The sequence below is a fragment of the uncultured Rothia sp. genome, assembly GCF_963544205.1.
In the GTDB taxonomy this organism is placed as follows: domain Bacteria; phylum Actinomycetota; class Actinomycetes; order Actinomycetales; family Micrococcaceae; genus Rothia.
Genome location: NZ_CAUUDY010000004.1, coordinates 79,365 through 103,725, shown reverse-complemented (window position 1 = coordinate 103,725; position 24,361 = coordinate 79,365). Strand labels below are relative to the sequence as shown.

The following is a 24,361-nucleotide window of genomic DNA, read 5'->3' as shown; positions in this document are numbered from 1 at the left end:
CAACGCCCGTGCCCCCGCAGGTCAAAGGTGGTTCAAATTATTCGGCGGACTCAGTCGCTTCAGCATCTGCGCCGTTTTGCGCAGTACCGTTCTGTTCAAGCGCAATCTCATTCGCACGTGCGGCGTGAGCGGCAAGGTTCTTCGCATCGCGGGCTGCGCGGCGAATCTTCTTATCGGTCACCTCACGCTCGCCCACGTTCATGGGAATCCACGCGTTCATATCCTCTTCAGAGAAGTCAGTCTTGGACGCGCGACGCTTCGGTGCCAGGCGCACCGCACCGTCAGCCAGGCGACGGGCAACCACCAGGAACGCGGTGTGCGCAACCATGCGGTGGTCGGGGCGAACCGCCAGGCCCTCCACGTGCCAGCCGCGAACAATGGTTTCGTCGCATTCGGGTTCGGTGAAGCGGCCGTCCAGGCGCATGCCTTCAACCAGGCGGGACATCTGGGTCACGGTCGCAATGTAGCAGATGAGTACGCCGCCGGGTGCGAGCGCCTCCGCCACAGCGTCCAGGCACTCCCAGGGTGCGAGCATGTCGAGGACGACGCGGTCCACGCTGCCGGGCTCTTCAACCTGCGGCAGGGTGTCCTGCAGGTCGCCGATGCTCAGCTTCCACGCCGGGTGGGGGCCACCGAACATGGTCTCGATGTTGCCGCGGGCGACGTCTGCGAACTCTTCACGACGTTCGAAGGAGTGCACGCAACCGTAGTCGCCAACCGCACGCAACAGGGCGATGGACAGCGCACCGGAACCGACGCCTGCCTCGACGACGCGCGCGCCGGGGAAGATGTCAGCCTTGACGATAATCTGGGCGGCGTCCTTGGGGTAGACGACGGCTGCGCCGCGCGGCATGGAGAGCACGAAGTCCTTGTAGAGGGGGCGCAGCGCCTGGTAGAGGATGCCGTGAGTGTTGGCGATGACGGTGCCTTCGGGTGCGCCGATGAGGTCGTCATGCTTGAGGAAGCCCTTGTGGGAGTGGTATTCTCCGCCTTCTGCGAGGGTGATGGTGGTGATGCGGCCGCGTTCGTCAGTGATCTGGACGCGCTCGCCGGGGCGGAAGGGGCCGCGGCGGTTGATTGCGCCGGTGGGGGTGGGGGTGCCGCTGCTCACGGGGTGATTCTCCTCGGGTTTGGGTCAGTCTGTGTTGTTCGCCGTCGCGGCGAACTATGGACGGAAAAAGTCCTTTTCTATTTTAGCGGAGTCTGCAAATCGGCTGTGGCGCATTACCCCGCAAGCGTGATAATGCGGCGGCTCCCCCGCCCGGTTTTATTATGCCGCGGTAGAGAGCTGGCGCATCCATTGGAGGCGCAGAAAAGCGCAGGGCGGCAGCCACGGCTTTCACACCGTAGCGCCGCTCCTGCGCTTTAACGTTTCTTGAGTTCCTTAGAGGACCACGCCCAGGCGTGCCGCCAGGATGTCACGTACCAGCGCGCCACCACCGACGGTGGTGTCCGCCAGAGCCTTCACAGCCCACGCATCCACAGCCGCCAGTGCCGCCGGTGCGTTCAGGTCCTCACCGAGTGCCTCACGCACAGCACCCAGCAGCTCAACAGCCGCCTCATCGGTGACACCTTCAGAGCCCTCACGGCCCTCAGCCATCGACACCGCGTGACGGTAAGTGTCCAGGCGAGCCTTCGCGTGCTCCAGCAGCTCATTAGTCCAGAACCAATCCGAACGGTAATGCTGACCCATAATCGCCAGACGCACCGCGTTCGCATCCTCACCGGCGGCACGCAGACGCGAAACCAGCACCAGGTTGCCGCGGGACTTGCTCATCTTGTGGCCGTCCAAACCGACCATGCCGGTGTGCGCGTAATGCTTAGCGTGCGGGCGTGCAGACACAGCCCACGAATGGCCAGCACCCAGGTCGTGGTGCGGGAAGGTCAGGTCGTTACCACCAGCCTGAACGGTCAGCGAACCATCCACGAACTGGCGGGCAATCATCGTGCACTCGATGTGCCAGCCGGGGCGGCCCGCGCCCAGCTCGCCGGCGTCCCAGCTCGGCTCGCCCTCACGCTTCACACGCCACAGCAGCGGATCCAGTGCGTCACGCTTACCGGCACGGTTCGGGTCGCCGCCGCGCTCAGCGAAAATCTCCAGCATCTCATCACGGGTCAAGTGGCAGACCTCGCCCGGCGCCCACGAGTAGCCCTCAGCGTTAGCGGGCAGCTCGCGCACAGCCTTCAAGTCCAGGTACACGTCACCGTCAGGCTGCTCAACGCCCTGCTCGTCGGTGAAACCGGGCACGCGGTACGCCAGGCCGCGGCGCAGCAAATCCTCAATCAGCGGGAACAGCCACTCAATGGACTCCACCACACCCACATAGTGCGCCGGCGGAATCACGTTCAGCGCCTTCATGTCGGTGCGGAACAGCTCCGTCTGATCCTCAGCCAGCTCACGCCAATCAACGTTCGTGGCGGTCGCACGCTCCAGCAGCGGGTCGTCCACATCGGTCACGTTCTGCACATAGGTGACCGGCACGCCCGCATCCAGCCAGGCGCGGTGCAGCAGGTCAAAAGCAACATAGGTGGAGGCGTGACCCATATGCGTCGCGTCGTACGGGGTGATACCGCAAACGTACAGGCTCGCCGCCTTATCCTCCTGAACCTGAACAATCTCACCAGCCGCAGTATCAAAAATACGCGGCAGCGCAGCCTTACCAGGCAAAGTCACAGAGGCCGGGGCATCCCAAGCTCGCATGGGTTTCCTTTCCGTAAAAACGCCCACACCCGGTGGACGCGCCACACCCGCCGCCCAACCTACGGGCATGCGGGTGCCAAAAAATCTACTTAAACAAGAATACCCGCCCGTGAGAAACTCACGGACGGGTATGTCATATCACGCTGAGGGCTAAAGCCTTAGAACGCCGAAGAAGTAGCGTTCAGAACGCCAGTGCCCAGACCAACGAAAATCAGGATACCGAGCGCAATGCGGTACCAAATGAAAATGCCGTAGGACTTCGAAGACACGTACTTCAGGAACCAGCCAATCATCAGGTAGCCCACCACGAACGCGACGATGGTCGCCACGATAGTCGACGGGATACCGTAGTAGCCGGTCGCCTCCTCGCCAGTGACCACCTTAAAGGTCTTGTACAGGCCGGACATGAACACGGCGGGCATCGCCAAAAGGAACGAGTAACGTGCCGCAGCCTCACGGGTGTAACCCATGAACAGACCCGCGGTAATGGTACCGCCCGAACGAGAAACACCCGGAATCAGCGCCAGCGCCTGCGCGCAACCGTACAGCAGACCGTGACGGAAAGTCAGGTCCTTCAGCTCACGCTGCTCACGACCGAAACGGTCCGCAAGACCCAGGAACACTGCGAAGACAATCAGCATGGTCGCCACAATCCACAGGCTACGGAACTGGGTGTCAATGTAGTCTTCCAACAGCAGACCCAGAACACCGATAGGCAGGGAGCCAATAATAATCAGCCAACCCATGCGGGCATCCGGGTCGTTACGCGGCACGCGGCCGGCAAGAGCACCAAACCACGCCTTCAGGATGCGAACAATATCGCGCCAGAAGAAAATCAGAACCGCAGTCTCAGTACCCAGCTGGGTGATTGCGGTAAACGCGGCGCCCGGGTCAGCCTTCTCCGGCAGGATCTGGCCAACAATGTTCAGATGCGCCGATGAAGAAATCGGCAGAAATTCGGTGAGGCCCTGAACGAAGCCCAAAATAATTGCTTGAATCCATTCCACGCATTCAAGGATACAGGAGGCACGCCCGCCCGGAGCAGTTCGCCGAAGGTGATGTGGAACTTCCGCAAACCTGCCCGTCCACACTGTGAAACGCTCGGGGTGCCGTTTCGGGCGGTACACCGCGGTGCATCCACAGCTCAGCTGCGTGTCAAAAGTGCGTCAAATGTGTGAGCGTACTAGCCGCACGACCAGTCAAAAACACCGGTCTCAAAATCAAAAACAGCGCTACCGCACCCAAAATTCAGCACATCAAACTCGTCGAACTCAATATAACGAGCCGTCAGACCCTCCGGCAGAGCCTGCGCATAAAAATGAGTGCCACCCAGGTGAGTATTCACTGCAATCAGCGGCTCCGCCCACTCAAACCACGCCGAATCCTCCGCATCCCAATCGAAAGGACTCAGATAACCGGTCTGCGGGTCAACATTCTCAAACACATCACTGGGGACCTTACCGGCATTCGGGTCATCCGTCGGAACCCACCCCAGCAGAGCAGGCTTACGATCCAGCGGCTGCTGACGATCCGCCAAAGCCCAGGCGCTGAAGCTCTCCTCCTCACCACGATGCTCACCGGGCCGGCGCACATCCTGCGGCGGCTCCGTACGGGAAGAGAACTCCTCCTCATTCAGGTACAGCACCGCAAACTCGGCATCCAAAATATCGCGCAACAACAACTGATACGGATGCACCCGCGCCTGCGCATACTGCACCTCAAACGGGTCATCACTTGCAGCATTAGCAACACCCTCAGTCGCCTCATCCTCAGCGAACTGACCATCACCGGCAAAGAACGAAAACGCCACCACGCCCGGATACTTCTGCGCATCCGGCAGGTACTCCCCCGGCAGCCTCACCGTAAAAATGTGTTGCATCGGCAAACCAGTAAACGTACTGCGCGGCCACTGATCCTGCTCAATACCGGGACCGGTCGAACCTACCCAGCCAGCCTCCCACACCTCGGGGGAACCGGCAGGCAGAGCAGTATCATCACCACCGCTCATCTCATAATTCCATGCACGAGCAGAAGAATCGGTGCCCGCCGCATCAACGGGGCTAAACACCATCGCGTAGCTTTTCATGAGAGTTCCTTCTCTGCAGACTATTCGCCTAATCCGTCCCGCAGTCCGCCGATGCGCAACACCAGCACGCATTAACGCGTAAGGGCGGGATACATACTCCCAGTATGCATCCCGCCCCCGCATCATGCACGGTCAACGGTCACCAGCCAGCCGGTCACCCACAAACCTGCACGACACAAAGCTAGCGGCTAACTAATCCGCTTATGCCTGACGCTCATCACGCAGCGCACGGTTCACAGCCGAAATCATCGCCTTCAAAGCCGCACGAGTAGTCGAGTTGTCCACGCCAATACCCCACAGCACGCGAGAACCAACAGCAGCCTCAACGTAGCAAGCCGCGTTAGCAGTCGACGAAGACGACATGGTGTGCTCCGAGTAATCCATCACGCGAATATCCACGCCCTCGCCCGACAGGATGTTCTGCAGAGCATCCACCGGACCGGTACCCGAAGCGGAACGGGTGTAGGTGTGACCATCAATGTTCAGAGCAACACGCAGAGTGGTCGCACCGGTATCAGCCGAATCAATGTTAATCGACTCAATACGGTACTTACCCCAACGCTTCCCCGGGTCGGTTGCCGGCAGGTACTCATCCGCGAAGATGTTCCACAGCTTCTCACTGGTCATCTCGCCGCCCTCAGCGTCGGTACGAGCCTGAACAATCTTCGAGAACTCAACCTGCGCACGACGCGGCAGATCCAGACCGTGATCCTGCTTCAGCAGGTACGCCATACCGCCCTTACCGGACTGCGAGTTCACACGAATAATCGCCTCATAGGTACGGCCCAGGTCGCGAGGATCAATCGGCAGGTACGGAACCTCCCAGTACACCTCATCCACAGTCTTACCCGCCTCAGCAGCAGTACGCTCCAGAGCCTCAAAGCCCTTCTTAATAGCGTCCTGGTGAGAACCAGAGAACGCGGTGAACACCAGGTCACCACCGTACGGCGAACGCTCGTGAACCTTCAGCTGGTTGCAGTACTCAACAGTCTTACGGATACCGTCAATATCAGAGAAATCAATCTGCGGATCCACACCCTGGGTGTACATGTTCAGACCCAGGGTCACCAGGTCAACGTTACCGGTGCGCTCGCCATTACCGAAGAGGCAACCCTCAATACGGTCAGCGCCCGCCAGGTAACCCAGCTCAGCAGCAGCCACGCCGGTACCACGGTCGTTGTGCGGGTGCAGCGACAGCACGATGTGGTCGCGGTGGTTCAGGTGGCGGTCTATCCACTCGACCGAGTCGGCGTACACGTTCGGGGTAGCCATCTCAACGGTAGCGGGCAGGTTCACAATCAGCTCGCGACCGTTCTGGCCAATCTCCAGCTCCTCAGCCACAGCGTTCACCACGCGAGCCGCATACTCCAGCTCGGTGCCGGTGAAAGACTCGGGCGAGTACTCATAGATGACCTTAGTATCAGAAATCATCTGCTCTTCGTACTTGCGGCACAGGCGCGCACCCTGCAGGGCGATGTCCAGCACGCCCTCCTGGTCCTGCTGGAACACCACGCGGCGCTGCAACACGGAAGTCGAGTTGTAGAAGTGCACAATCGCCTGCGGTGCGCCCTCAATCGCCTCAAAAGTACGGGCAATCAGGTGCTCACGCGCCTGCACCAGAACCTGAATGGTCACATCCGAAGGAATGTGGCCGTCCTCAATCAGAGTGCGCACAAAATCAAAGTCAGTTTGGGACGCCGAGGGGAAACCCACCTCAATTTCCTTGTAACCCATCTTCACCAGTAGCTTGAACATCGCAAGCTTACGGTCGGTGTCCATGGGGTCAATCAGCGCCTGGTTGCCGTCACGCAGATCCACTGCGCACCAGCGCGGAGCCTTCTCAATGACCTTATCCGGCCAGGTGCGGTCCGGCAGGTCAACAACAATCTGTTCGTGGAAAGGGCGGTACTTGTGTACCGGCATGGGGCTGGGCTTCTGGTGGTTTTTCATCATGAATTCCTGTGGGTTGGTCCGTCTCGCTCTACCCCAGTTCCGGGGCTCGTACCTGCCGGGATATCGGTCCCCCGGCTGCCGTGTTCAAGGCGGTGCATCGCGAAAGATGCGAAGGTGAGATGCCGCGTCAAAAAGCCGGAACGGTTGCGGCAGATTCTAGCGTGCCCCGTTCCGGCGAATAAGCAGCAGGTTCACTGCGGGGCGGTGCGCGCCGCGCATGCTCTCACCGTAAGTGGTCATGCCTCCACGCTATCACAGCCCGCAAAAGATTACCGCCGAGCCCGCCGGGCCCGTCCATCATCTGGAAGAAAACGAGGTCGACGGCTGCACCCGGCCACGCGCGCGGTCATGCACCCGGGCATACGAAAGGGGGGCGCACCCACCGCAATGGCGGATGCGCCCCCCTTTCACTCACCGGAGACAGCTCCGTAGGGTACGAACCCCTAGAAGGCGAAGGCGGTCTGGCACTTGTTCTGGTCGGCGGTCTGGCCGCTCGCGTTACCCGCGATGGCCGCCTCCTGCTTCTCCATGGCCTCGCCTGAGGGGAAGTCGGTACCGATCGTCACCGACACGCCCTGAACCTCTTCGGTCGCCACCACGCGGGTGACGTTCAGCTTGCCGGCAATCTCCTGAGCCTCAGCCTCGTAACCGGTCGAGTAGAACACCGTGGTGAAGTTCGTCGGGTTAGCAGAAGTACCCGGAGTAACATTCGTGTAGCCCAGGCCCTCAATCACCGAAGCGATCGTAGCCGAGCGGCCATCCAGACCGGTCGCGTTGTACACGTTCACCGGAACCGTACGATCCAGCTGAACCGGAGCGGCAGAAGTAGCCGGAGCCTCCGGAGCCTTCTCCTCCTTCAGCGACTTATCGTCACGCAGACGCTGGAACACATTCGCAGCATCCGCAGAAACCTGCAGGCGGTTCTCATCCTGGCTCCACGGCTCAGTCGGCACCGTCGCAAACACAACATTCGACAGGTCCACGCCGCCGAGAGCCGCACCAACACCCACCAGAGTGCTGATATTGCCCAGGTTCTTATCCACCGTCACGTTCTGAGTAATCGCCTCAGCAATGTTAATCAGACGGCCCGGATTCGACAGAGTACCCTCGCTCTTCACCTTACGCAACAGCGAAGACAAGAAGCCCTGCTGAGCCTGAATACGACCAATATCGGAACCATCCGAGAAGCCGTGGCGGCTACGCAAGAACGCAAGAGCCTGCTCACCCTCAACAGTGGAAGTACCCGCAGGAAGCTTCAGGCCACTGTACTCGTCATCAATCGGAGCGTCCACACAAACCTGAACGCCGCCAACAACCTTCGACAGCTCCTTCACAGCGTTAAAGTCCACCAGCATAAAGTGGTCAATATTCACGCCGGTCAGCTTGCTAATGGTCGCCACAGTACAACCGGCACCGCCGCGAGACAGAGACTCGTTAATCTGAACGTTCTCCTCAGCCGGGTACACGGTACCGCTCTCAGGATCAGTACACTGCGGCACATCAACCATCAAGTCACGCGGGAACGACAGAACGCTCACGTTCTTGCGGTCCTTGCTGATCTGCAGAAGCATCATCACGTCCGCGCGAGCCTCAGAATTGCGGTCATCCTCATTACCGTACGCGCCGTTATTGCCCTTACGGGTATCGGAACCAATCACGAGAATGTCCAAGGCGCCGTTCTCCAGGCCATCCTTGTAATTGCTGATGTTCAGCTCCTGAGTATGCAAATTATTGCGCATACGCAGAGCCAACACGCCACCAAAGCCAACAACAATGACGAGCATGCACGCGGTAAGCAGAGCAATCCACTTATTGCGGTTTGAAGTCAGCACCGTCGTGCGCATATGACGACCGGTGCTTCGTAAACGAGGTGCCTGGGGCATACCTTTTCTCTTTCTGCCGGTGAGCAAGTGCTTTCTCAGAGTAACACTCTTCCCTATGAGCGCCGAATGAGAGTGAAAAGTTTCACCCGGAGGCATGCACATATTTCTGCAAGCCACCGGGCGAAAACTAGGGATGCGCGACCGCCCCCAAGGGCAACCTCTCAGGGCGGTGCGCTCAGGAAAGCTACTAGAATCCCAGGCGGTTCAACGCACGAGCGTCAGACTGCCACTCCTTCGCAACCTTCACATGAATATTCAGGTAAATGCGGGTACCCAGCATCGCCTCAATCTGCTCACGAGCCTTCGTACCAATCTTGCGCAGATTCGAGCCACCCTTACCGATAATGATGTACTTCTGCGACTCACGCTCCACAAACAGGTTCACGTGCACATCCAGCAGCGGGTTATCCGCCGGGCGGCCCTCACGGAACTCCATCTCCTCAACCGTCACAGCAATCGAGTGGGGCAGCTCCTCGCGCGCACCCTCCAGAGCCGCCTCACGCACCAGCTCCGCAATGAGGGTTGCCTCCGGCTCATCGGTCAGCTCACCCTCCGGGTACAGCGGCGGCGACAGCGGAGTGTACTGCGCCAACAGGTCAGCAACCGCATCCACCTGGAAATGCTTCACAGCAGACACCGGGATAATCGCAGCCCAGCCGCCCTTACCATCAACCGGCATCGGCTCAGACACCTCACCCGCACGGCGCTTAGCCGCAGGACCCGAACCCTTCGCGAAAGGCACAGCATCATTCTTACCGCCCTTACCCCCCTTCTTCTGGGCGCGGTGGGCCGCACGCTTTGCGCGCTGGGCACGCTCGGCGCTCATGACCTCCTCGCCGAGGGCCTCGACGGCCAGCAGCTGTTCGCGCAGCTCGTCGGAGTTCACGGTATCGGCCTTGGTCACGATTGCGACGACCGGCTTGTTGCTCGAAGCTACCAGCTGCGAGGCGATGTAGCGGTCACCCGGGCCGATCTTCTCGTTTGCCGGAATGCAGAAGCCCAGCACATCCACCTGCGAGAGGGTGCCGGCCACCAGGTCGTTCAGGCGCTCACCCAGCAGGGTGCGGGGGCGGTGAATACCCGGGGTGTCCACCAGAATCAGCTGGTACTCGTCCTTGTGCACAATACCGCGAATCGTGTGGCGGGTCGTCTGCGGACGGTTCGAGGTGATAGCCACCTTCTGGCCAACCATAGCGTTCGTCAGAGTGGACTTACCCGCATTCGGACGGCCCACCAGCGACGCGAAACCCGAACGGAAATCCTTCGGGTAGGTCGGCAGCGGGGCGTTCAGGTCAAGAGAGCTCAAATCGAGCGGGGTGTACTCCTGGTCCATTGTGTTTCTCCTTATCAAACCCCGTGCGGGGTGTGTGGGGTGTCAGCCTCATCTGCCTGCGCCTTCGGGGCAGCGGCGGGCTGGCTCAAAGTGTGTATGGGATGATGCGGTGTCTACGTTCGATATTTAGCGGTTGCCGTGCTTGTCGGTGGCAGGTTCAGCCTCTGCGGTATCTCCCGGAAGGTCCGGATGCGCATGCGGCTCAACCACAGCGGGCGGCTCGGTATCCACGGTGAGAAGGTCAGCAACCTCAGCAGAATGAGCCTCTGAGGAACCCTCAGCGTTCTCCTGCTCATCACGAGGCGGCTCGTACCAGGCCTGCAGCATATCCACCTGGTGGCGGCGGCCCGACGAACCAATCGCACGAATATGAATACCGTCAATCTCAATCTCAGAACCAACAATCGGTACCATACCCAGGTGCTTGGCGAGCAGGCCGCCAACCGTGTCGACGTCCTCATCCTCCAGGTCGATACCGAAAATCTCGCCGAGCTCATCAACACCCAGACGAGCCGACAAACGGAACGTGCCGTCATCGTTCAGCGTGTACTCGGGGCGCTCGTGGTCGTACTCGTCAGAGATATCGCCGACCAGCTCCTCGATGAGGTCCTCCAGGGTAATCAGGCCGGCGGTTCCGCCGTACTCATCAACCACAATCGCCACGTGCGTGGACTCGCGCTGCATATCGCGCAGCAGGTCCATGGCTCGCTTCGTCTCGGGCTCGAATCGGGCCGGGCGCATGATCTCCACCAGGGTTGGCATGGGGGTACCCTCGGGGGCCTCGGAGTGCAGAATGTAGGCGCGCATCGAATCCTTGAGGTAGAGAATACCCAGGATCTCGTCGCTCGAATCGCCAATCACCGGCATGCGGGAGTAGCCCGAACGCAGGAACAGGCTCAGCGCCTCGCGCAGCGGCACGTCGCGACCCACGGTGAGCATATCGGTGCGGGGCACCATGAGCGAGCGGATGCGCAGGTCGTCCATCTCGAACACGGACTGCACCATCTGCGCCTCGTCGTCCTCGATGGTCTCGGCGTCGGAGGCGCGCTCCAGGAACTCGCGCAGCTCCTCCTCTTCGAACACGCCGGCGGGGGCCTCCGCCTCGCGGGCCGGGGCGATGCGCGTCGAGAGCTGATCGAGCAGACCGGTAGCGGGGCTCAGCAGAACCGACAGGTAGTGCACCGGTCGCGCCAGCACACGAATCGACGCGACCGGGCGGTTACGACCCAGGGTACGAGCCAGCACATGCAGAATCGGGTAACCTACCAGCGCAACGATTACGAGGGTCAGCACGGCGGCGAGCGCGTGCACCTCGACCAGGTTCAGCAGGAAGGTCATGGTGGCGAGCACCGCGGTGGCTGCCGCAATGAGGCGGGTCAGGCGCAGCGGGTGCGTGTACGCCTCAGAGTCACCGTCGAGAGTGCGCTGCAGGACGCGCGCACCGAGAGTGTCAGGGTGCGCCTCCACGGCCTCCTCAGCCTCGTTGTGCGGCAGGTAGGTGAACGCGGTTTCGGCAATTGCGGCCACCACCGTGAAGCCGAGCGCTACGGCGGCCAGCAGAATCGAGATGAAAATACCCATGCCGCTCCCCTAGTGTCGGGTCTCGACCGGTGCCGGGCGGCCCAGGAACTCTTCGAGAATGGAACGCTGAATACCGAACATTTCGGCTTCCTCTTCTGCGGTTCCGTGGTCGTAGCCCAGACAGTGCAGAATACCGTGGGTGGTGAGCAGGCACAGCTCGTCCAGGGTGCTGTGGCCCGCATCCGCGCCCTGACGTGCGGCGACGGGCGGGCAGAGAACGATGTCGCCGAGCATACCGCTGGAGGGGTTTTCGGGGGTGCCCGGTTCCAGCTCGTCCATGGGGAAGCTCATCACGTCGGTGGGGCCGGGCAGGTCCATCCACTCGATGTGCACGCGCTCCATCTCGTCTTCGTTCACGATGGCGATGGACAGGTAGGTGTCATCGGCAAGGTGCATGCGCTTGAAGGCGTGCTCGACGAGGCGGGTGAGCACCTCGGTGTCTACCGCCTCGAAGGATTCGCGGACAAACGCGTCGGTCACCTCGCCTGCACCGGTTGCGGGTTCTTCGCAGTCGAATTCGATCTCTGCCACCGTTTAGTGTCCTTCCGGGGTGGTCTGTGCGTTATCGGCGTTGGCCTGGCCCTTCTCGGCGTTCTTTTCGGAGCCACCGTTGATGCCGGCGCGGTCCAGAAGCTTCTCGGCCGCGGCCTCGATAGTGGCGCGCTTGACCTTGCGGTTGCGCTTGCGTTCCATAGCCTTCTGGTCCTCGCCCCACTGGTCGTAGGCGGAGACGATATTCGAGACCAGGGTGTGGCGCACTACGTCGGAGGACTCCAGGATGCTGAAGTGAATGTCCTCCACGCCCTGCAGAATGTTGCGCACCTGCTTCAGGCCGGATGCGGCGCCACCGGGCAGGTCAACCTGCGTAATATCGCCGGTAATGACCATCTTCGACCCGAAGCCCAGGCGGGTCAGGAACATCTTCATCTGCTCGGCGGTGGTGTTCTGCGCCTCGTCGAGGATGATGAACGCGTCGTTGAGGGTGCGGCCGCGCATGTAGGCCAGCGGTGCGACCTCGATGGTGCCCGCCTCCATGAGCTTGGGGATGGTTTCGGGCTCGAGCATGTCGTGCAGCGCGTCGTAGAGCGGGCGCAGGTACGGGTCAATCTTCTCGTTGAGGGTGCCGGGCAGGAAGCCCAGACGCTCGCCGGCCTCCACGGCGGGGCGGGTGAGGATAATGCGGTTCACTTCGTGGGTCTGTAGCGCCTGCACTGCCTTCGCCATGGCCAGGTAGGTCTTACCGGTACCCGCCGGGCCGATACCGAAGATCACGGTGTTCGAGTCGATGGCGTCCACGTACTTCTTCTGGTTAATGGTCTTGGGACGAATCGTGGTGCCGCGGGTGGACAGGATGCTCGTGGACAGCGAGTGCGCCGGGTTGCTCAGCTCCTCGCCGAGCATGCCCATGAGGCGGTGAATGACCTGCACGGTAATCTGCGTGTCGTGGCTGGAGAGCACGCGCAGCTCGTTCAGCAGCTTTGCGGCGGTGTTGACGGCCTCGGAGGGGCCGGTGATGAGCACGTCCAGGTCCTTGGGGCGCAGGCTAATCTGCTCGAAGTAGTCCTCGATAATCGCCAGGTGCGCATCCTGCGGGCCGAGCACGGCGATCATTTCTGCGGCGCTTTTGAAGGATACGGTGCGCGCGGTCGAGAGAGGTCGGGAGGTAGTCATATGGGCTCCTTGGCTAGTGATGTATTTACAAGTATAGATGCGCGTGATGCACCACGCACCGGCTAGGTTCTGTCAGCTGGGTTCTAGCAGAGGGGTGCTACCAGAGGGAATCCAGTAGCGGGCGCTCTACCAGCGGCCCAGCACCACGTTCAGGGTGCACATGGCGGCAGAGCCGGCGGTGGAGGAACGCAGCACCTCGTCACCGAGTAGTGCCAGCTGCGCGCCGGCGTCGGTGAAGAGCTGCACTTCGCGGTCGCTGATGCCGCCTTCGGGGCCGACGAGCAGGTAGATCTCTTCGGGCAGGTTCTCTGCCTCTACAAGCTTGCGTGCCAGGGCGCTGAGGCGTTCGGTCGCCTGCTCATGCAGGATGAACACGGCGGCGGACTGTTCAGAGCCGGCAACTTCTTCGATGAGCTCCACCAGGTCGGTGGTGCTGTACAGGTCGTACACCTCGGGAATGAGCGCGCGGCGGGACTGCTTCGCGGCGGCGGTCACCGTATTCTGCCACTTGGTGTGCGCCTTGGCGGCGCGTTCTCCCTTCCAGCGCACAATCGAACGGTCCGCGCTCCACGGCAGCACTCCGTACACGCCCAGCTCGGTCGCCGTCTCAATGGCGAGCAGATCGCGACCGTCCTTCGCAAGCGCCTGCACCAGGTAGATGGAAGGCACGTTACGTTCCTCGCTCAGCTCCTGCACCTGCACGCTCACGCCGTCCGCGTTGATGGAAGCGACCGTACCGAGTGCGCGGCGGCCGGTGCCGTCACCCAGGTCGATGCGTTCGCCGAGCTCTAGGCGCTTGACGAGGGCGTGCTTGCCTTCGGAGCCGCCGAGCGCGTGGACGGCGCCGGGGGTGAGTGCGTCGTATTCTTCCGTGCTGATGTAGAAGATGGGGGCGCTCATGGTTCTCCTTGAGGGGCGGCTTACAGATGCCGGTAGTGTGCGGGTGGCGTGTGAAATCGGTGCGAAGTTAAGCGCGGGTAGCGCGGTGCTGGCAGGAAAGGTACTGACAGGAAAGCGGCGGGTGCGGGTTGAGTACCGCACCCGCCGCATCCTGAGCTTGGTGTAGGAATCCTACTTGAACTGGTCCTTCAGGCGGGAGAAGAGACCGCCGCGCTGCTTAACCTGCGCGCCTTCGTTCAGCGGCTCGTTGCGCAGTGCCGCGAACTGGCGCAGCAGCTCGCGCTGCTCTTCGGTCAGGTCGGTCGGGGTGACCACCTGAACGCGTACGAGCAGGTCGCCGCGTCGCTCGGTGCCGAGCACGGTTGCGCCCAGACCGTTGAGGGTAATCACGTCGCCGCTCTGAGTGCCTGCGGGGATCGCAACTTCCTGGTCGCCGTCGAAGGTCTTCAGCGGGATGGTGGTGCCCAGTGCCGCCGCAGCCATGGGGATGTTGACGGTGGTGACCAGGTTGTCGCCCTCGCGGCTGAAGTACTTGTCGCGCTTGACGTTCAGGTCAATGTACAGGTCGCCGTTGGGGCCACCGTACAGGCCTGCCTCGCCCTTGCCGCGCAGGCGGATACGCGCCTGGTCGTGCACGCCGGCGGGAACGTTGAAGGTCAGCGGAACGTCCTCACGTACGCGGCCCTGGCCGTGGCATTCGGCGCAGGGAGTCTTGATGACGGTGCCGTAGCCGTGGCAGTCGGGGCATTCGACCTGCTGCATGACGGTACCGAGGATGGACTGCACACGACGCTGCATGAAGCCGTGGCCGGAGCAGGTGGTGCAGGTTTCGGGCTGGGTGCCCTCTGCGGTGCCTTCACCGTTACAGGACTTACAGGTCACGGCGGAGCGACGCTCAATGGTCTTCTCAACACCGAAGACGGCTTCTTCCAGGGTGATGGAGACGGTAATCAGGTCGTCCTGGCCCTGGCGGGTGCGGGATGCGGGGCCGCGGGCACCTGCCGCGCCGCCGGTGAACATGTTCAGCAGGTCCTCGAAACCGCCGAAGCCGCTGAATCCGCCGCCCGGGTAGCCGCCGCCTCCGGGGTAGCCTGCGCGGCCCTGTTCGTCGCCGGTGGTGTCGTAGTTGCGGCGCTTTTCGGGGTCGGAGAGCACCTCGTAGGCGAGGGTGACGCGCTTGAACTCTTCGGCTGCGTCCTCGGAGGGGTTCACGTCGGGGTGCAGCTGGCGTGCCTTCTTTCGGTACGCCTTCTTGATCTCTTCGGGGCTGGCGTCTTTCGATACGCCGAGAGTATCGTAGTGGCTCATGCGTTTCCTTCCTCTCGAGACGATGGCGGTGCTCGATGAGTGCACCGCCAACAATGGTCGTATCAATTCTAGGGGATACTACCCCCGACCCGATACAATGGCTAGGCTGAATGGGGGTCGCTCCCGCTATCCGCTTAATCTGCGGTGCGTGCACCCCTGAAATCGGCTCCGTAGTCCTACCGTATCTGTGCCCCTACCGCCTGCGAAAATTGCCCCGAAGGAGAATACGTTGAGTACCCACCACTCCCCCTACGGCTGGGGTGCCCAGGATCTAAACGCCGCCCGCATGAGCCGCCAGGCGCCGTCTCCGCGTAAGGTGCCGCTGCAGCGCGGCCTGCTCATTGAGGATATTAACGGCTGGGTGGGTGAGGTCGTGAAGGCTGAACGCATCGGTGGTGCACTCTTCTTTGGGCTCGAGGACGCGAAGGGCCGCGTGAAGAACTTCCCGCTGGGTCCGGGCTACCTGATTGAGGGTGAGCCCGTTGAGATTGTCGCCCCGGTGGCGGCGAAGGAGCCCAAGCGCACGATTTCTCGTTCCGGTTCTATTGCGGTGAAGAACGCCCCGGCTCGGGTGGCGCGCGCCTCCCGCATCTGGGTTGAGGGTCTGCACGACGCCGAGCTCGTCGAGAAGGTCTGGGGCCACGACCTGCGCGTTGAGGGCATTGTCGTGGAGCCGCTGCACGGTGTGGATGACCTTGCCGGTGCCATTCGTGAGTTCGCGCCGGGCCCTGGCCGCCGCCTGGGCATTCTGGTCGACCACCTGATTGAGGGCACGAAGGAGCAGCGCATCGTTGCGGAGGCGCTTGCCGTGCCGGGTGCCGCCGGGCACGTGAAGATTGTGGGCCACCCGTTCATTGATATTTGGCAGGCGGTCAAGCCGTCGGTGCTGGGTTTGAAGGCGTGGCCGCAGGTACCGCGCGGTGAGGACTTCAAGAAGGGCACGCTACGTCGTCTGGGTCAGCCGCACGAAACGCAGGCGGATGTGGCGCAGGCGTGGAAGCATATTCTCTCCCGCGTTGATTCCTACGCAGACCTGGACCCGACCCTGCTCGGCCCGGTCGAATCGCTCATCGATTTTCTCACCGAGCCGGGTGCCTAACCGCACCCGAAATCCGCTATTGCGCCCCCGTCTGCGGGCGCAGGTGTGAATTTGCTCAGAACCTTTCCCTCGAGGGCATTATCCTGTGGGTTTTACCCGCTAAAGCGGTACAATAGTTGAGCATGTGGCATTGACCCTGTGGGTTTATGTTGCACCATCACTACACTCCGGTCACCACCGCTCAAACGATTTGCCTCTTCGGAGGGTATTTCCACCGGCTTAGGTGATCACCACAAGAAACTTCTATCGAACCAGGATTTTCGTGACTAACGATGTTCGCCCGGCAACCGGGCCTCAGAAAACCCGTAAGATTAGCGTGATTCAGGACCGCAACCGTGCGACTTTCGCGCATTTCGGCGGCATTCTCGGCATCATCCCTTCCGCTGCGGTTTTCTACGTCAGCCGCAATAACGCGCCTTTCGCTGAGCAGGAGGCTCGCGAGGCAATGAACTTCACCCTCCTACCCTCCATTGCTCTGGTGGCGCTGTGGGTCGTGTCGTTCCTGCCCGGCATGGGCAACATTGCCATGGTTCTAGGTGCGCTCGTGTGGCTGTTCATGGCTATTGCGTCGCTGCGCGCTGGCATTGAGGTGAACCGCGGTGAGCCGTACAGCTACCGTATGAACCCGCGCCTGCTGGACCGCTTCTACTCCACCGAGAACGCAGAGTCTGCAGAGTCCTAAACCGCGCTGTCTCAGAACCGCGCTGATAGCTTTTACGTTTGAACGCCCCGCACACAACGTGCGGGGCGTTCTACGTTTAAGTGGGGCTTCTTTACCCTGTGCGCGTGAATTACTGCAAACTCTACCGAATGGTGCTGTAGATAATCGTTGTTAAACGATCGTGGGCCCCTGTTACCAGGAGCCCACAACCGTATTCACTCAACTTCAGCAAAGACGAGAACACGCTGTTAGACATATACCGTCCTGCCATGACCTATTATGGCACAGCGTAACCTTCAACCACAACTTGAAATTGGGTGTTTTGGAAAATTTTTTCTCGGGAAAGTAATCGAAAAATACGCACTCTAAAAGTGGCATGAAGGAGTGGAAAATTCTTTCGGCTAGTCCAGCACAAATGCGAACAATTAGCACACCGGTGTAAGGTGTGATGCTCCCCCAAAGTCCCTCCAAATAGCCCCAAAAAATTTTTTTAAAAGTTTTTTGAGACCCGCAAAAACACCCCGAAATCACCGAAATATTACGGCAATACCGGGGCGCACGCCATTCGCAGGCTGTGTTAGAGAAAAGCATCAAGTGGAGCTACGACAGACCAGAACCGGAACGCCGCCCCGATTGAAAAGCCCCTTGTCAGACCAATGCTTCTTAGTGTTCCTCGTGCTCTTCCGAGACCTCCGGGAGAAGCTCACGGGTGACCGCATCGCCCAGCAGGCGACCCTTGAGGGTTAGTCGCACGTGGGCTTCAGGGTCAGGTTCAGCTTGAGAATTCAAAGCATCAGGCTCAATCAGAGCTTGAGAAACCAGCCAGCGCAGGGAGGCGCCCAGCTGCGCCTCATCGTGCACGGCGAGTAGCTCGCGCATCGCCAAACCCTCACGCACACGGATCATGAGCATAATCGTCTCAAAAGCACGGGTGGCGGTGTCCAGCACCTCACGTGCCGCCGCCGGGGACTCCCCCGCACGCACCTTCTGCGCATAGGGCACCGGGTGCTTCACGTTCCACCAGCGGGTACCGTTCACGTGCGAGTGCGCGCCGGGGCCGATGCCCCACCAGTCCTGGTTGCGCCAATAGGCGAGGTTGTGGTCGCTGCGGGTGTCCTCGCTGCGCGAGTAGTTGGACACCTCGTACCAGTTGTAGTCGGCTTCGGTGAGTAGCTCCTCGGCGAGCAGGTACATGTCCGCCATGAGGTCCTCATCGGGCATGGTGTATTCGCCGCGGCGGATCTGCGCGGCAAGCTTGGTGCCGTCCTCCACGATCAGAGAGTACGCGGAAATATGGTCCGGCTCGTAGGAAATTGCGGCGCGAACACTTTGCTCCCACTGCTGCTGGCTCTCCCCCGGCGAACCGTAAATCAGGTCCACGGACACCTGCAGGCCGACCTCCTTGGCCCAGGCGACGACCTTCGGCACGTTGGAGGGTATGTGGGTGCGGTCGAGTACCTGTAGCACCTCGGGGACGACGGATTGCATGCCGAAGGAGACGCGGGTGAAGCCGCCGTCCTTGAGGGTCTGCAGGTCTTCGCGGGTCACGGAGTCGGGGTTCGCTTCGGTGGTGACTTCTGCACCTTCGACGAGACCGAATACGTCGATGGCTGCCTGCAGGATGCGCACGAGGTCGCGGGCGGGCAGTTTGGTGGGGGTGCCGCCTCCGAAGAAGACGGTGTGCATGGGGCGTTTTGCGACGCCGGATGCCTCGAGGGTGCGGGCGGCGAAGAGGATTTCTGCGATGGCGTCGTCGGCGTAGGTGCCGAGGCCGATGCCGTCGCCGAAGTCTTCGGTGGCGTAGGTGTTGAAGTCGCAGTAGCCGCAGCGTACGGAGCAGAAGGGGATGTGTACGTAGAGGCTGAAGTCGCGGTTTTCGCATCCTGCGGCGCTGGTGGCGGGGATGCGCCCGTCGCGGGGTGCGGGGTCGCCGGTGGGCTGGGCGGGCATTCTGCCTCCTGGAACTAGATGTAGAGGTCGGGGGATCAAATGTGGGCACCGCGCGTGCGGTTACGCGGGTAGTATCAGCGGGCGGGTGGCATCAAGGCGGGGCGCATCAACAGACAGCGTGCAGAGAACCCGGCGGTACACGAGGCACCAGCCGGGTTCTCCACAATCAACAGGTCAGCACACAGCCGGAAAAGCTACAGCGGCGAAAGGCTACTTCTTCTTTTCCTTCTCCTCGCTCGAAGACAGTGCCGCAATAAAGGCCTCCTGCGGGACCTCCACACGACCGACCATCTTCATGCGCTTCTTGCCTTCCTTCTGCTTCTCCAGCAGCTTACGCTTACGCGAAATATCGCCACCGTAACACTTCGAAAGAACGTCCTTACGCATCGCGCGGATGTTCTCGCGGGCAATAATACGCGAACCGATAGCCGCCTGAATCGGCACCTCAAACTGCTGGCGAGGAATCAGCTCACGCAGCTTAGAAGTCATCATCAGGCCGTACGAGTACGCCTTATCGCGGTGAGTAATGGCGCTGAACGCATCCACCTTCTCACCCTGCAGCAGGATGTCGACCTTCACCAGGTCGGCCTCTTCCTCGCCGTCGAACTTCCAGTCCAGCGACGCGTAACCGCGGGTACGGGACTTCAACTGATCGAAGAAGTCGAACACAATCTCCGCCAGGGGCAGGCGGTAACGCATCTCCACACGATCCTCGGACAGGTAATCCATGCCGCCGATCTGGCCGCGGCGAGCCTGGCACAGCTCCATAATCGCGCCAATGTACTCGCTCGGGGCAATAATCGTACACGCCACCATGGGCTCGCGAATCGTCGCGACCTTACCCTCGGGGAATTCGCTCGGGTTGGTCACGCGCTTAGCGTTGCCAGCCTCATCCACCACGTCGTAAATAACGTTCGGTGCGGTCGAAATCAGGTCCAGGTTGAACTCGCGTTCCAGGCGCTCACGCACAATCTCCAGGTGCAGCAGACCCAGGAAGCCACAGCGGAAACCGAAGCCCAGAGCGGCAGAAGTCTCCGGCTCGTAAATCAGCGCGGCGTCGTTGAGCTTCAGCTTATCCAGTGCGTCACGCAGCGCCGGGTAGTCCGAACCATCAATCGGGAACAGGCCCGAGAACACCATCGGCTTGGGGTCCTCGTAACCGCCCAGGGACTCCTGCGCAGGCTTCGCGGCGGAGGTGACGGTATCACCCACACGGGACTGACGGACGTCCTTCACACCGGTAATGAGGTAACCCACCTCGCCCACACCCAGGCCCTTCGACGGCACAGGCTCCGGGGAAATCACGCCGATTTCAAGCAGGTCATGCTCAGCGCCGGTGGACATCATCTTAATCTTCTGATGCGGCTGCAGGCTACCGTCCACAACACGCACATAGGTGACCACGCCGCGGTACGAGTCGTACACCGAGTCAAAAATCATGGCACGCGCCGGGGCGGATGCGTCACCCTGCGGGGCGGGAATCGCCTCCACAATACGGTCCAGCAGAGCCTCAACACCCTCACCGGTCTTACCCGATACGCGCAGAACCTCGTCCGGCTCGCAACCAATCAGGTTCGCCAGCTCCTCAGCATACTTATCGGGCTGAGCCGCAGGAAGGTCAATCTTGTTCAGCACCGGGATGATGGTCAGGTCGTTCTCCATCGCCAGGTACAGGTTCGCCAGGGTCTGAGCCTCAATACCCTGGGCGGCGTCCACGAGCAGAAGCGCACCCTCACACGCAGCCAGGGAGCGGGACACCTCATAGGTGAAGTCCACGTGGCCGGGGGTGTCAATCATGTTCAGCGCGTAGGAGGTGCCGTCAACGTCCCAGGGCATGCGCACAGCCTGAGACTTAATGGTGATACCGCGTTCACGCTCAATGTCCATGCGGTCCAGGTACTGCGCCTTCATATCGCGCGGGGCAACCACGCCGGTAGCCTGCAGCATACGGTCTGCGAGGGTGGACTTACCGTGGTCAATGTGGGCGATAATGCAGAAGTTGCGAATAATCGCGGGGTCGGTCGCCGCCGGAACGGGCGGGTTCTTCGACATGGGTGCCAATCACATCATCCTTTCGAGATGCTGGCTGCGGGTATGGGCATAGTTACCTATCATTTTCCCATACCCGCGCCATATGTGCGAACGGACCTAGCGTTCCGAAGAATCCTCCGCAGAATCCGCACCATCATCGGCAGGATTTACGCCCTCGGAGGCGCCGCTGAGGGAATCCAGGTAGCCCTCAATATCCTCGGCAATCACCTCGCCGGAGACAGTGCGCAGAGTCGAATCCATCTTCTGCTCAATCTCACGCACCAGCTCGACCTTCTCGTAGTCCTTCGCCATTTCTTCGGCGAGCTCCGCCTCCCACTCATCAGCGTGGGTACGCAGGCGGTCGTACTCCTCAGACTCGACCTTGATACCGAGGATGACTTCCAGCGCCTCGATCAGGCTCACGACCGCGCGCGGGTTCTGCTGGTCAAAGCTCAGATACCACGGGATACTCATACGCAGCATGACCGAGGAACGCAGGCTGTGCTCGGCGGCGAGCGCAGACATTGCCATCGTCACCGAGGTAGAACCGGTGAAATACTCGTGCAGAATACCGGGGATCGCCGCCAGCTTCTCGTCGTGAGTGGTCAGCGTGTACGGGTACGGGCGGGTGTGCGCCACCTGATCCTCAAAGGTTTCAACGAAGATCGCGTGGTCCACGTGGAGTTTCTTCACGTACTTGAAGAAACGGGTCATGAACCGCTGCATGCACAGGCTGGGGGCGGGGCCGGTCACCACGAGCAGGCGCAGGCGGCGCTCCGGGATGGTGACCATGTTGTAGAACATCTTGGGCCACACCAGAACCGTGGATTCGGAGTCGTCGCTGTTCTGCAGCTGCGGGGCGACGGAAGCATAGTCGTAGAAGTCGTCCATGTCGAAGCCGGGGCTCTCATCGCACGGGTCGAACGCGCGGTGAATCACGTCAAGGGCGTCCTCACCGTTGCCCGGGGGTTCCTTTGCGGAGTTGAAGCCGACCAGCATGACGGTCGTGTAGTTGTCTTCCTCGGAGGATTCGCTCAGGCGCAGCTTGCCGAGCAGTCCCTTCTTCGCGGGCTGTTCTGTGGAGGCGGGCTTGGCGAAAACGTCAAAGAGGCGGGCGGGCGGGAAGTTCGGCTGGCTCATCATTGTCCTTAGCTCGTGGTCGGTGGTTGTGTGGTGTGTATCGGCGGTGCTCTCGCGTTTTATCCGGCGCTATGTACAACGCCGCTTAGGGCGCTCATGATAGGCGCGGGCGGTGTGCGGTACCGCCGACAGTTCCCACTATACGGGCTCTTCCACGACCCGCAAGCGGTTTCGTCACCGGGCGGGCGCCTCCCCATAATCCTGCTAAAAAATTCAGTACCGAATCATCAAGTACGAATACATCATTCACCCGCAGTTGCGTTTAGTCTTTCACATGTTGCAGTGTGTCCTGTCATGGTGAGGTGTGACTGGTTATGATGGCTGGTATGGACTCACAATTTATAGCAAATCTTATTTCTGGCATATCGGCAGCCGCTGCCATTGCTTCGGCGATTTTTGCAGGACGTCAAGCTATTAGTTCTAAGGAAGCAAAGGCGAAGGCAGAGGAGTCACACAAGGCAGCTCTAGATATGCGTGATGCGGCTCAGCGTTCTGCAAAGGCTGCAGAAGAACAGGCTAACCAGGCTGAACTGGCGCGTAAAGCTGCAGAGGAACGAGTCCGACAGGCTGAGAAGTCACTCGAGCAGATGCAGCAGCTTGTTGCTGAACAACAGAGCCAATCCCAGTCGCAGTCTAAGATTGCGGCTAACCTATGGCGCCCTAAATTTCAGCTAACTCATGTCCGAGAAATGCGGTACAAACTACAAAACATCAGCGAGCATTCTTTAGATGTGCTTAGAGTTGTAAACCAGGATGAATTTGTTTGGTGCGATGATATTCACCAACGATTCAATCCAGGTGAATCACTCGACATTCATTTAGGAGGCGTAGCACAGATTCCCTTACCGTCAAATTTAATTCTTCAGATTGCGGACCAAAATGAACCTATCTACGTTCAGATTCCAGCTAAATCTGGCTAAAGCAAGTATTCGTGCTGGTATATGCCCTACCGACGGGGAGACCCGCTGAGTCCTAATAGATGCCCTCGTACCGATACAGGTACGAGGCCATCTATTTGCCTTATTCTGTGGCAGAGGTGTCTAGGAAAATTACCGTGACAGGGGTACATTCATCATATTTGCAACACAGATTACGAGAATTATTTTGCCTATAAGTCTGATTTTCAGGAGGCGATTTGGGGAAGGTAGGGTACCTATAGGGCGTTCCGTGTACGCAATCAATATGGCCAGCTACCTGCTATGTAATTATGCTCTACCCAAGGCCATCGTCATGATTGGACTCATCTTGTAAGTGTGATAAATGTAAAATGATTGGCATGAGTAATATTCCTACCTGGGTATCTGCGGGTGCGGCGACCGCCTCTTTTATTTTCACAGTGGTGTCATGGTACTTCTCCAACAAATCGAAAGAAGCGAAGGCGAAGGCAGACGAAGTGCACAAAGCAGCTCTAGATATGCGTGATGCGGCTCAGCGTTCTGTAACGGTTGCAGAAGAACAGGCCAACCAGGCTAAGCGTTCTGCAGAGGCAGCAGAGAAACGAGCTCAGCAAGCGGAGGAATTGCTCAAGCAGATGTCAGATATTGCGTCCAGTCTGCGCGGACCTGTCTTGGAACTGACTAAAGCACCTGGATACCCCTACTACATATTACGTAATAAGACTGAAAGCTCTATCAAGATTCTTAAAGTGCTGAACCACGAATACTTCTATTACTCCGATTACTCCGATGAGCTTCCTAGAATTCCAGAGGAGGTGCACCCCGGTAAGCCGATTAATCTGTGCCTACCTCATAAAGCATTCGTTACGAGTCTGGACCTCCAAATCGAAGTCAGTGGGAAGGAAGAAACTCTCTATGTTGAGATTCCTGAATAGTTCGAGCTTTCAATATCGAGAACCGGCGGCCCTTTTGTAAGTTTGATGATATTGAGGCAGGTAGCTACAGCATTAACTACCTGGACATACATGTAGCAACAACAGCTGACTGCATTTGCTGAAGCGCAGGAGCATATCTAGCAAGCAACTCGGTCTCCATTTACTCCCTACTTTGAGCTGCTATTCATTACAGCAGGTAAGCAGATAAAAGAGACCCCCTGCGTTCCCCTTAG

Annotated in this window: 19 protein-coding genes; 4 read left to right on the top strand and 15 right to left on the bottom strand. The window is 60.0% G+C overall.

Translation table 11 applies throughout. The features are described 5' to 3' along the window. Positions 1 to 37: 37 nt before the first annotated feature. The 12 genes from RWZ58_RS03835 to dnaJ form a co-directional block, all read right to left on the bottom strand. Positions 38 to 1,111 carry a tRNA (adenine-N1)-methyltransferase gene (locus RWZ58_RS03835; protein WP_314657537.1) on the bottom strand — a complete coding sequence of 358 codons (1,074 nt, stop codon included), beginning with the start codon at positions 1,109 to 1,111 and terminating at the stop codon, positions 38 to 40. A 273-nt stretch (positions 1,112 to 1,384) separates the two neighbouring features. Next, positions 1,385 to 2,701 carry a cysteine--1-D-myo-inosityl 2-amino-2-deoxy-alpha-D-glucopyranoside ligase gene (gene mshC / locus RWZ58_RS03830; protein ID WP_314657535.1) on the bottom strand — a complete coding sequence of 439 codons (1,317 nt, stop codon included), beginning with the start codon at positions 2,699 to 2,701 and terminating at the stop codon, positions 1,385 to 1,387. A 158-nt stretch (positions 2,702 to 2,859) separates the two neighbouring features. Beyond that, positions 2,860 to 3,708 carry an undecaprenyl-diphosphate phosphatase gene (locus RWZ58_RS03825; RefSeq protein ID WP_314657533.1) on the bottom strand — a complete coding sequence of 283 codons (849 nt, stop codon included), beginning with the start codon at positions 3,706 to 3,708 and terminating at the stop codon, positions 2,860 to 2,862. Positions 3,709 to 3,884: 176 nt separating this feature from the next. Next, a complete protein-coding gene (locus RWZ58_RS03820; RefSeq protein WP_303986498.1) occupies positions 3,885 to 4,787 on the bottom strand; it encodes a hypothetical protein in 903 nt (300 codons plus the stop codon). 201 nt (positions 4,788 to 4,988) lie between these two features. Then, positions 4,989 to 6,737, bottom strand: a complete 1,749-nt coding sequence (leuA, locus tag RWZ58_RS03815; protein WP_314657589.1) for a 2-isopropylmalate synthase — start codon at positions 6,735 to 6,737, stop codon at positions 4,989 to 4,991. Positions 6,738 to 7,183: 446 nt separating this feature from the next. After that, positions 7,184 to 8,623: an LCP family protein gene (locus tag RWZ58_RS03810; protein WP_314657530.1), complete on the bottom strand. Its 1,440-nt coding sequence runs from the start codon at positions 8,621 to 8,623 to the stop codon at positions 7,184 to 7,186. A gap of 187 nt (positions 8,624 to 8,810) precedes the next feature. Then, positions 8,811 to 9,956, bottom strand: a complete 1,146-nt coding sequence (locus RWZ58_RS03805) for a GTPase Era (protein WP_314657528.1) — start codon at positions 9,954 to 9,956, stop codon at positions 8,811 to 8,813. A gap of 126 nt (positions 9,957 to 10,082) precedes the next feature. Then, positions 10,083 to 11,537, bottom strand: a complete 1,455-nt coding sequence (locus tag RWZ58_RS03800; RefSeq protein WP_314657526.1) for a hemolysin family protein — start codon at positions 11,535 to 11,537, stop codon at positions 10,083 to 10,085. Between the two features lie 9 nt (positions 11,538 to 11,546). Beyond that, entirely contained in the window at positions 11,547 to 12,068 is a 522-nt protein-coding gene (ybeY, locus tag RWZ58_RS03795; RefSeq protein WP_314657524.1) for an rRNA maturation RNase YbeY, read from the bottom strand. Between the two features lie 3 nt (positions 12,069 to 12,071). Then, positions 12,072 to 13,208, bottom strand: a complete 1,137-nt coding sequence (locus RWZ58_RS03790; protein ID WP_314657522.1) for a PhoH family protein — start codon at positions 13,206 to 13,208, stop codon at positions 12,072 to 12,074. 126 nt (positions 13,209 to 13,334) lie between these two features. Further along, positions 13,335 to 14,108, bottom strand: coding sequence for a 16S rRNA (uracil(1498)-N(3))-methyltransferase (locus tag RWZ58_RS03785; protein ID WP_314657520.1), 774 nt, complete (start codon positions 14,106 to 14,108; stop codon positions 13,335 to 13,337). A 171-nt stretch (positions 14,109 to 14,279) separates the two neighbouring features. Next, entirely contained in the window at positions 14,280 to 15,416 is a 1,137-nt protein-coding gene (gene dnaJ / locus RWZ58_RS03780; protein ID WP_314657518.1) for a molecular chaperone DnaJ, read from the bottom strand. Between the two features lie 229 nt (positions 15,417 to 15,645). On the opposite strand from dnaJ, the gene RWZ58_RS03775 reads away from it, so the two are divergent. Beyond that, positions 15,646 to 16,515 (top strand): DUF3097 domain-containing protein, encoded by an 870-nt coding sequence (locus tag RWZ58_RS03775; protein ID WP_314657516.1) that lies wholly within the window; start codon positions 15,646 to 15,648, stop codon positions 16,513 to 16,515. 262 nt (positions 16,516 to 16,777) lie between these two features. Then, positions 16,778 to 17,197, top strand: a complete 420-nt coding sequence (locus RWZ58_RS03770) for a DUF4870 domain-containing protein (RefSeq protein ID WP_005508694.1) — start codon at positions 16,778 to 16,780, stop codon at positions 17,195 to 17,197. 642 nt (positions 17,198 to 17,839) lie between these two features. On the opposite strand, the gene hemW is transcribed toward RWZ58_RS03770, so the two are convergent. The 3 genes from hemW to RWZ58_RS03755 all read right to left on the bottom strand — a co-directional run bounded on the left by hemW (position 17,840) and on the right by RWZ58_RS03755 (position 22,300). Next, a complete protein-coding gene (hemW, locus tag RWZ58_RS03765; protein WP_314657514.1) occupies positions 17,840 to 19,126 on the bottom strand; it encodes a radical SAM family heme chaperone HemW in 1,287 nt (428 codons plus the stop codon). A gap of 210 nt (positions 19,127 to 19,336) precedes the next feature. Further along, positions 19,337 to 21,178 carry a translation elongation factor 4 gene (lepA, locus tag RWZ58_RS03760; RefSeq protein WP_399549459.1) on the bottom strand — a complete coding sequence of 614 codons (1,842 nt, stop codon included), beginning with the start codon at positions 21,176 to 21,178 and terminating at the stop codon, positions 19,337 to 19,339. A gap of 96 nt (positions 21,179 to 21,274) precedes the next feature. Continuing rightward, positions 21,275 to 22,300 carry a PAC2 family protein gene (locus tag RWZ58_RS03755; RefSeq protein ID WP_314657510.1) on the bottom strand — a complete coding sequence of 342 codons (1,026 nt, stop codon included), beginning with the start codon at positions 22,298 to 22,300 and terminating at the stop codon, positions 21,275 to 21,277. 311 nt (positions 22,301 to 22,611) lie between these two features. Here RWZ58_RS03755 and RWZ58_RS03750 point away from each other — a divergent pair, with 311 nt between their 5' ends. Both RWZ58_RS03750 and RWZ58_RS03745 read left to right on the top strand, forming a co-directional pair. Next, positions 22,612 to 23,217 carry a hypothetical protein gene (locus tag RWZ58_RS03750; RefSeq protein WP_314657508.1) on the top strand — a complete coding sequence of 202 codons (606 nt, stop codon included), beginning with the start codon at positions 22,612 to 22,614 and terminating at the stop codon, positions 23,215 to 23,217. 356 nt (positions 23,218 to 23,573) lie between these two features. Continuing rightward, a complete protein-coding gene (locus RWZ58_RS03745; protein WP_314657507.1) occupies positions 23,574 to 24,128 on the top strand; it encodes a hypothetical protein in 555 nt (184 codons plus the stop codon). The last annotated feature ends 233 nt before the right edge of the window (positions 24,129 to 24,361 follow it).

Excerpts from the sequence above, each read along its gene's own strand:
- RWZ58_RS03800 (WP_314657526.1), bottom strand. The coding sequence starts at position 11,537 with ATGGGTATTTTCATCTCGATTCTGCTGGCCGCCGTAGCGCTCGGCTTC.
- lepA (WP_399549459.1), bottom strand. The coding sequence starts at position 21,178 with ATGTCGAAGAACCCGCCCGTTCCGGCGGCGACCGACCCCGCGATTATT.
- RWZ58_RS03820 (WP_303986498.1), bottom strand. The coding sequence starts at position 4,787 with ATGAAAAGCTACGCGATGGTGTTTAGCCCCGTTGATGCGGCGGGCACC.
- mshC (WP_314657535.1), bottom strand. The coding sequence starts at position 2,701 with ATGCGAGCTTGGGATGCCCCGGCCTCTGTGACTTTGCCTGGTAAGGCT.
- RWZ58_RS03790 (WP_314657522.1), bottom strand. The coding sequence starts at position 13,208 with ATGACTACCTCCCGACCTCTCTCGACCGCGCGCACCGTATCCTTCAAA.
- leuA (WP_314657589.1), bottom strand. The coding sequence starts at position 6,737 with ATGAAAAACCACCAGAAGCCCAGCCCCATGCCGGTACACAAGTACCGC.
- hemW (WP_314657514.1), bottom strand. The coding sequence starts at position 19,126 with ATGCCCGCCCAGCCCACCGGCGACCCCGCACCCCGCGACGGGCGCATC.
- RWZ58_RS03810 (WP_314657530.1), bottom strand. The coding sequence starts at position 8,623 with ATGCCCCAGGCACCTCGTTTACGAAGCACCGGTCGTCATATGCGCACG.
- RWZ58_RS03805 (WP_314657528.1), bottom strand. The coding sequence starts at position 9,956 with ATGGACCAGGAGTACACCCCGCTCGATTTGAGCTCTCTTGACCTGAAC.
- RWZ58_RS03785 (WP_314657520.1), bottom strand. The coding sequence starts at position 14,108 with ATGAGCGCCCCCATCTTCTACATCAGCACGGAAGAATACGACGCACTC.
- dnaJ (WP_314657518.1), bottom strand. The coding sequence starts at position 15,416 with ATGAGCCACTACGATACTCTCGGCGTATCGAAAGACGCCAGCCCCGAA.
- RWZ58_RS03745 (WP_314657507.1), top strand. The coding sequence starts at position 23,574 with ATGAGTAATATTCCTACCTGGGTATCTGCGGGTGCGGCGACCGCCTCT.
- RWZ58_RS03750 (WP_314657508.1), top strand. The coding sequence starts at position 22,612 with ATGATGGCTGGTATGGACTCACAATTTATAGCAAATCTTATTTCTGGC.
- RWZ58_RS03755 (WP_314657510.1), bottom strand. The coding sequence starts at position 22,300 with ATGATGAGCCAGCCGAACTTCCCGCCCGCCCGCCTCTTTGACGTTTTC.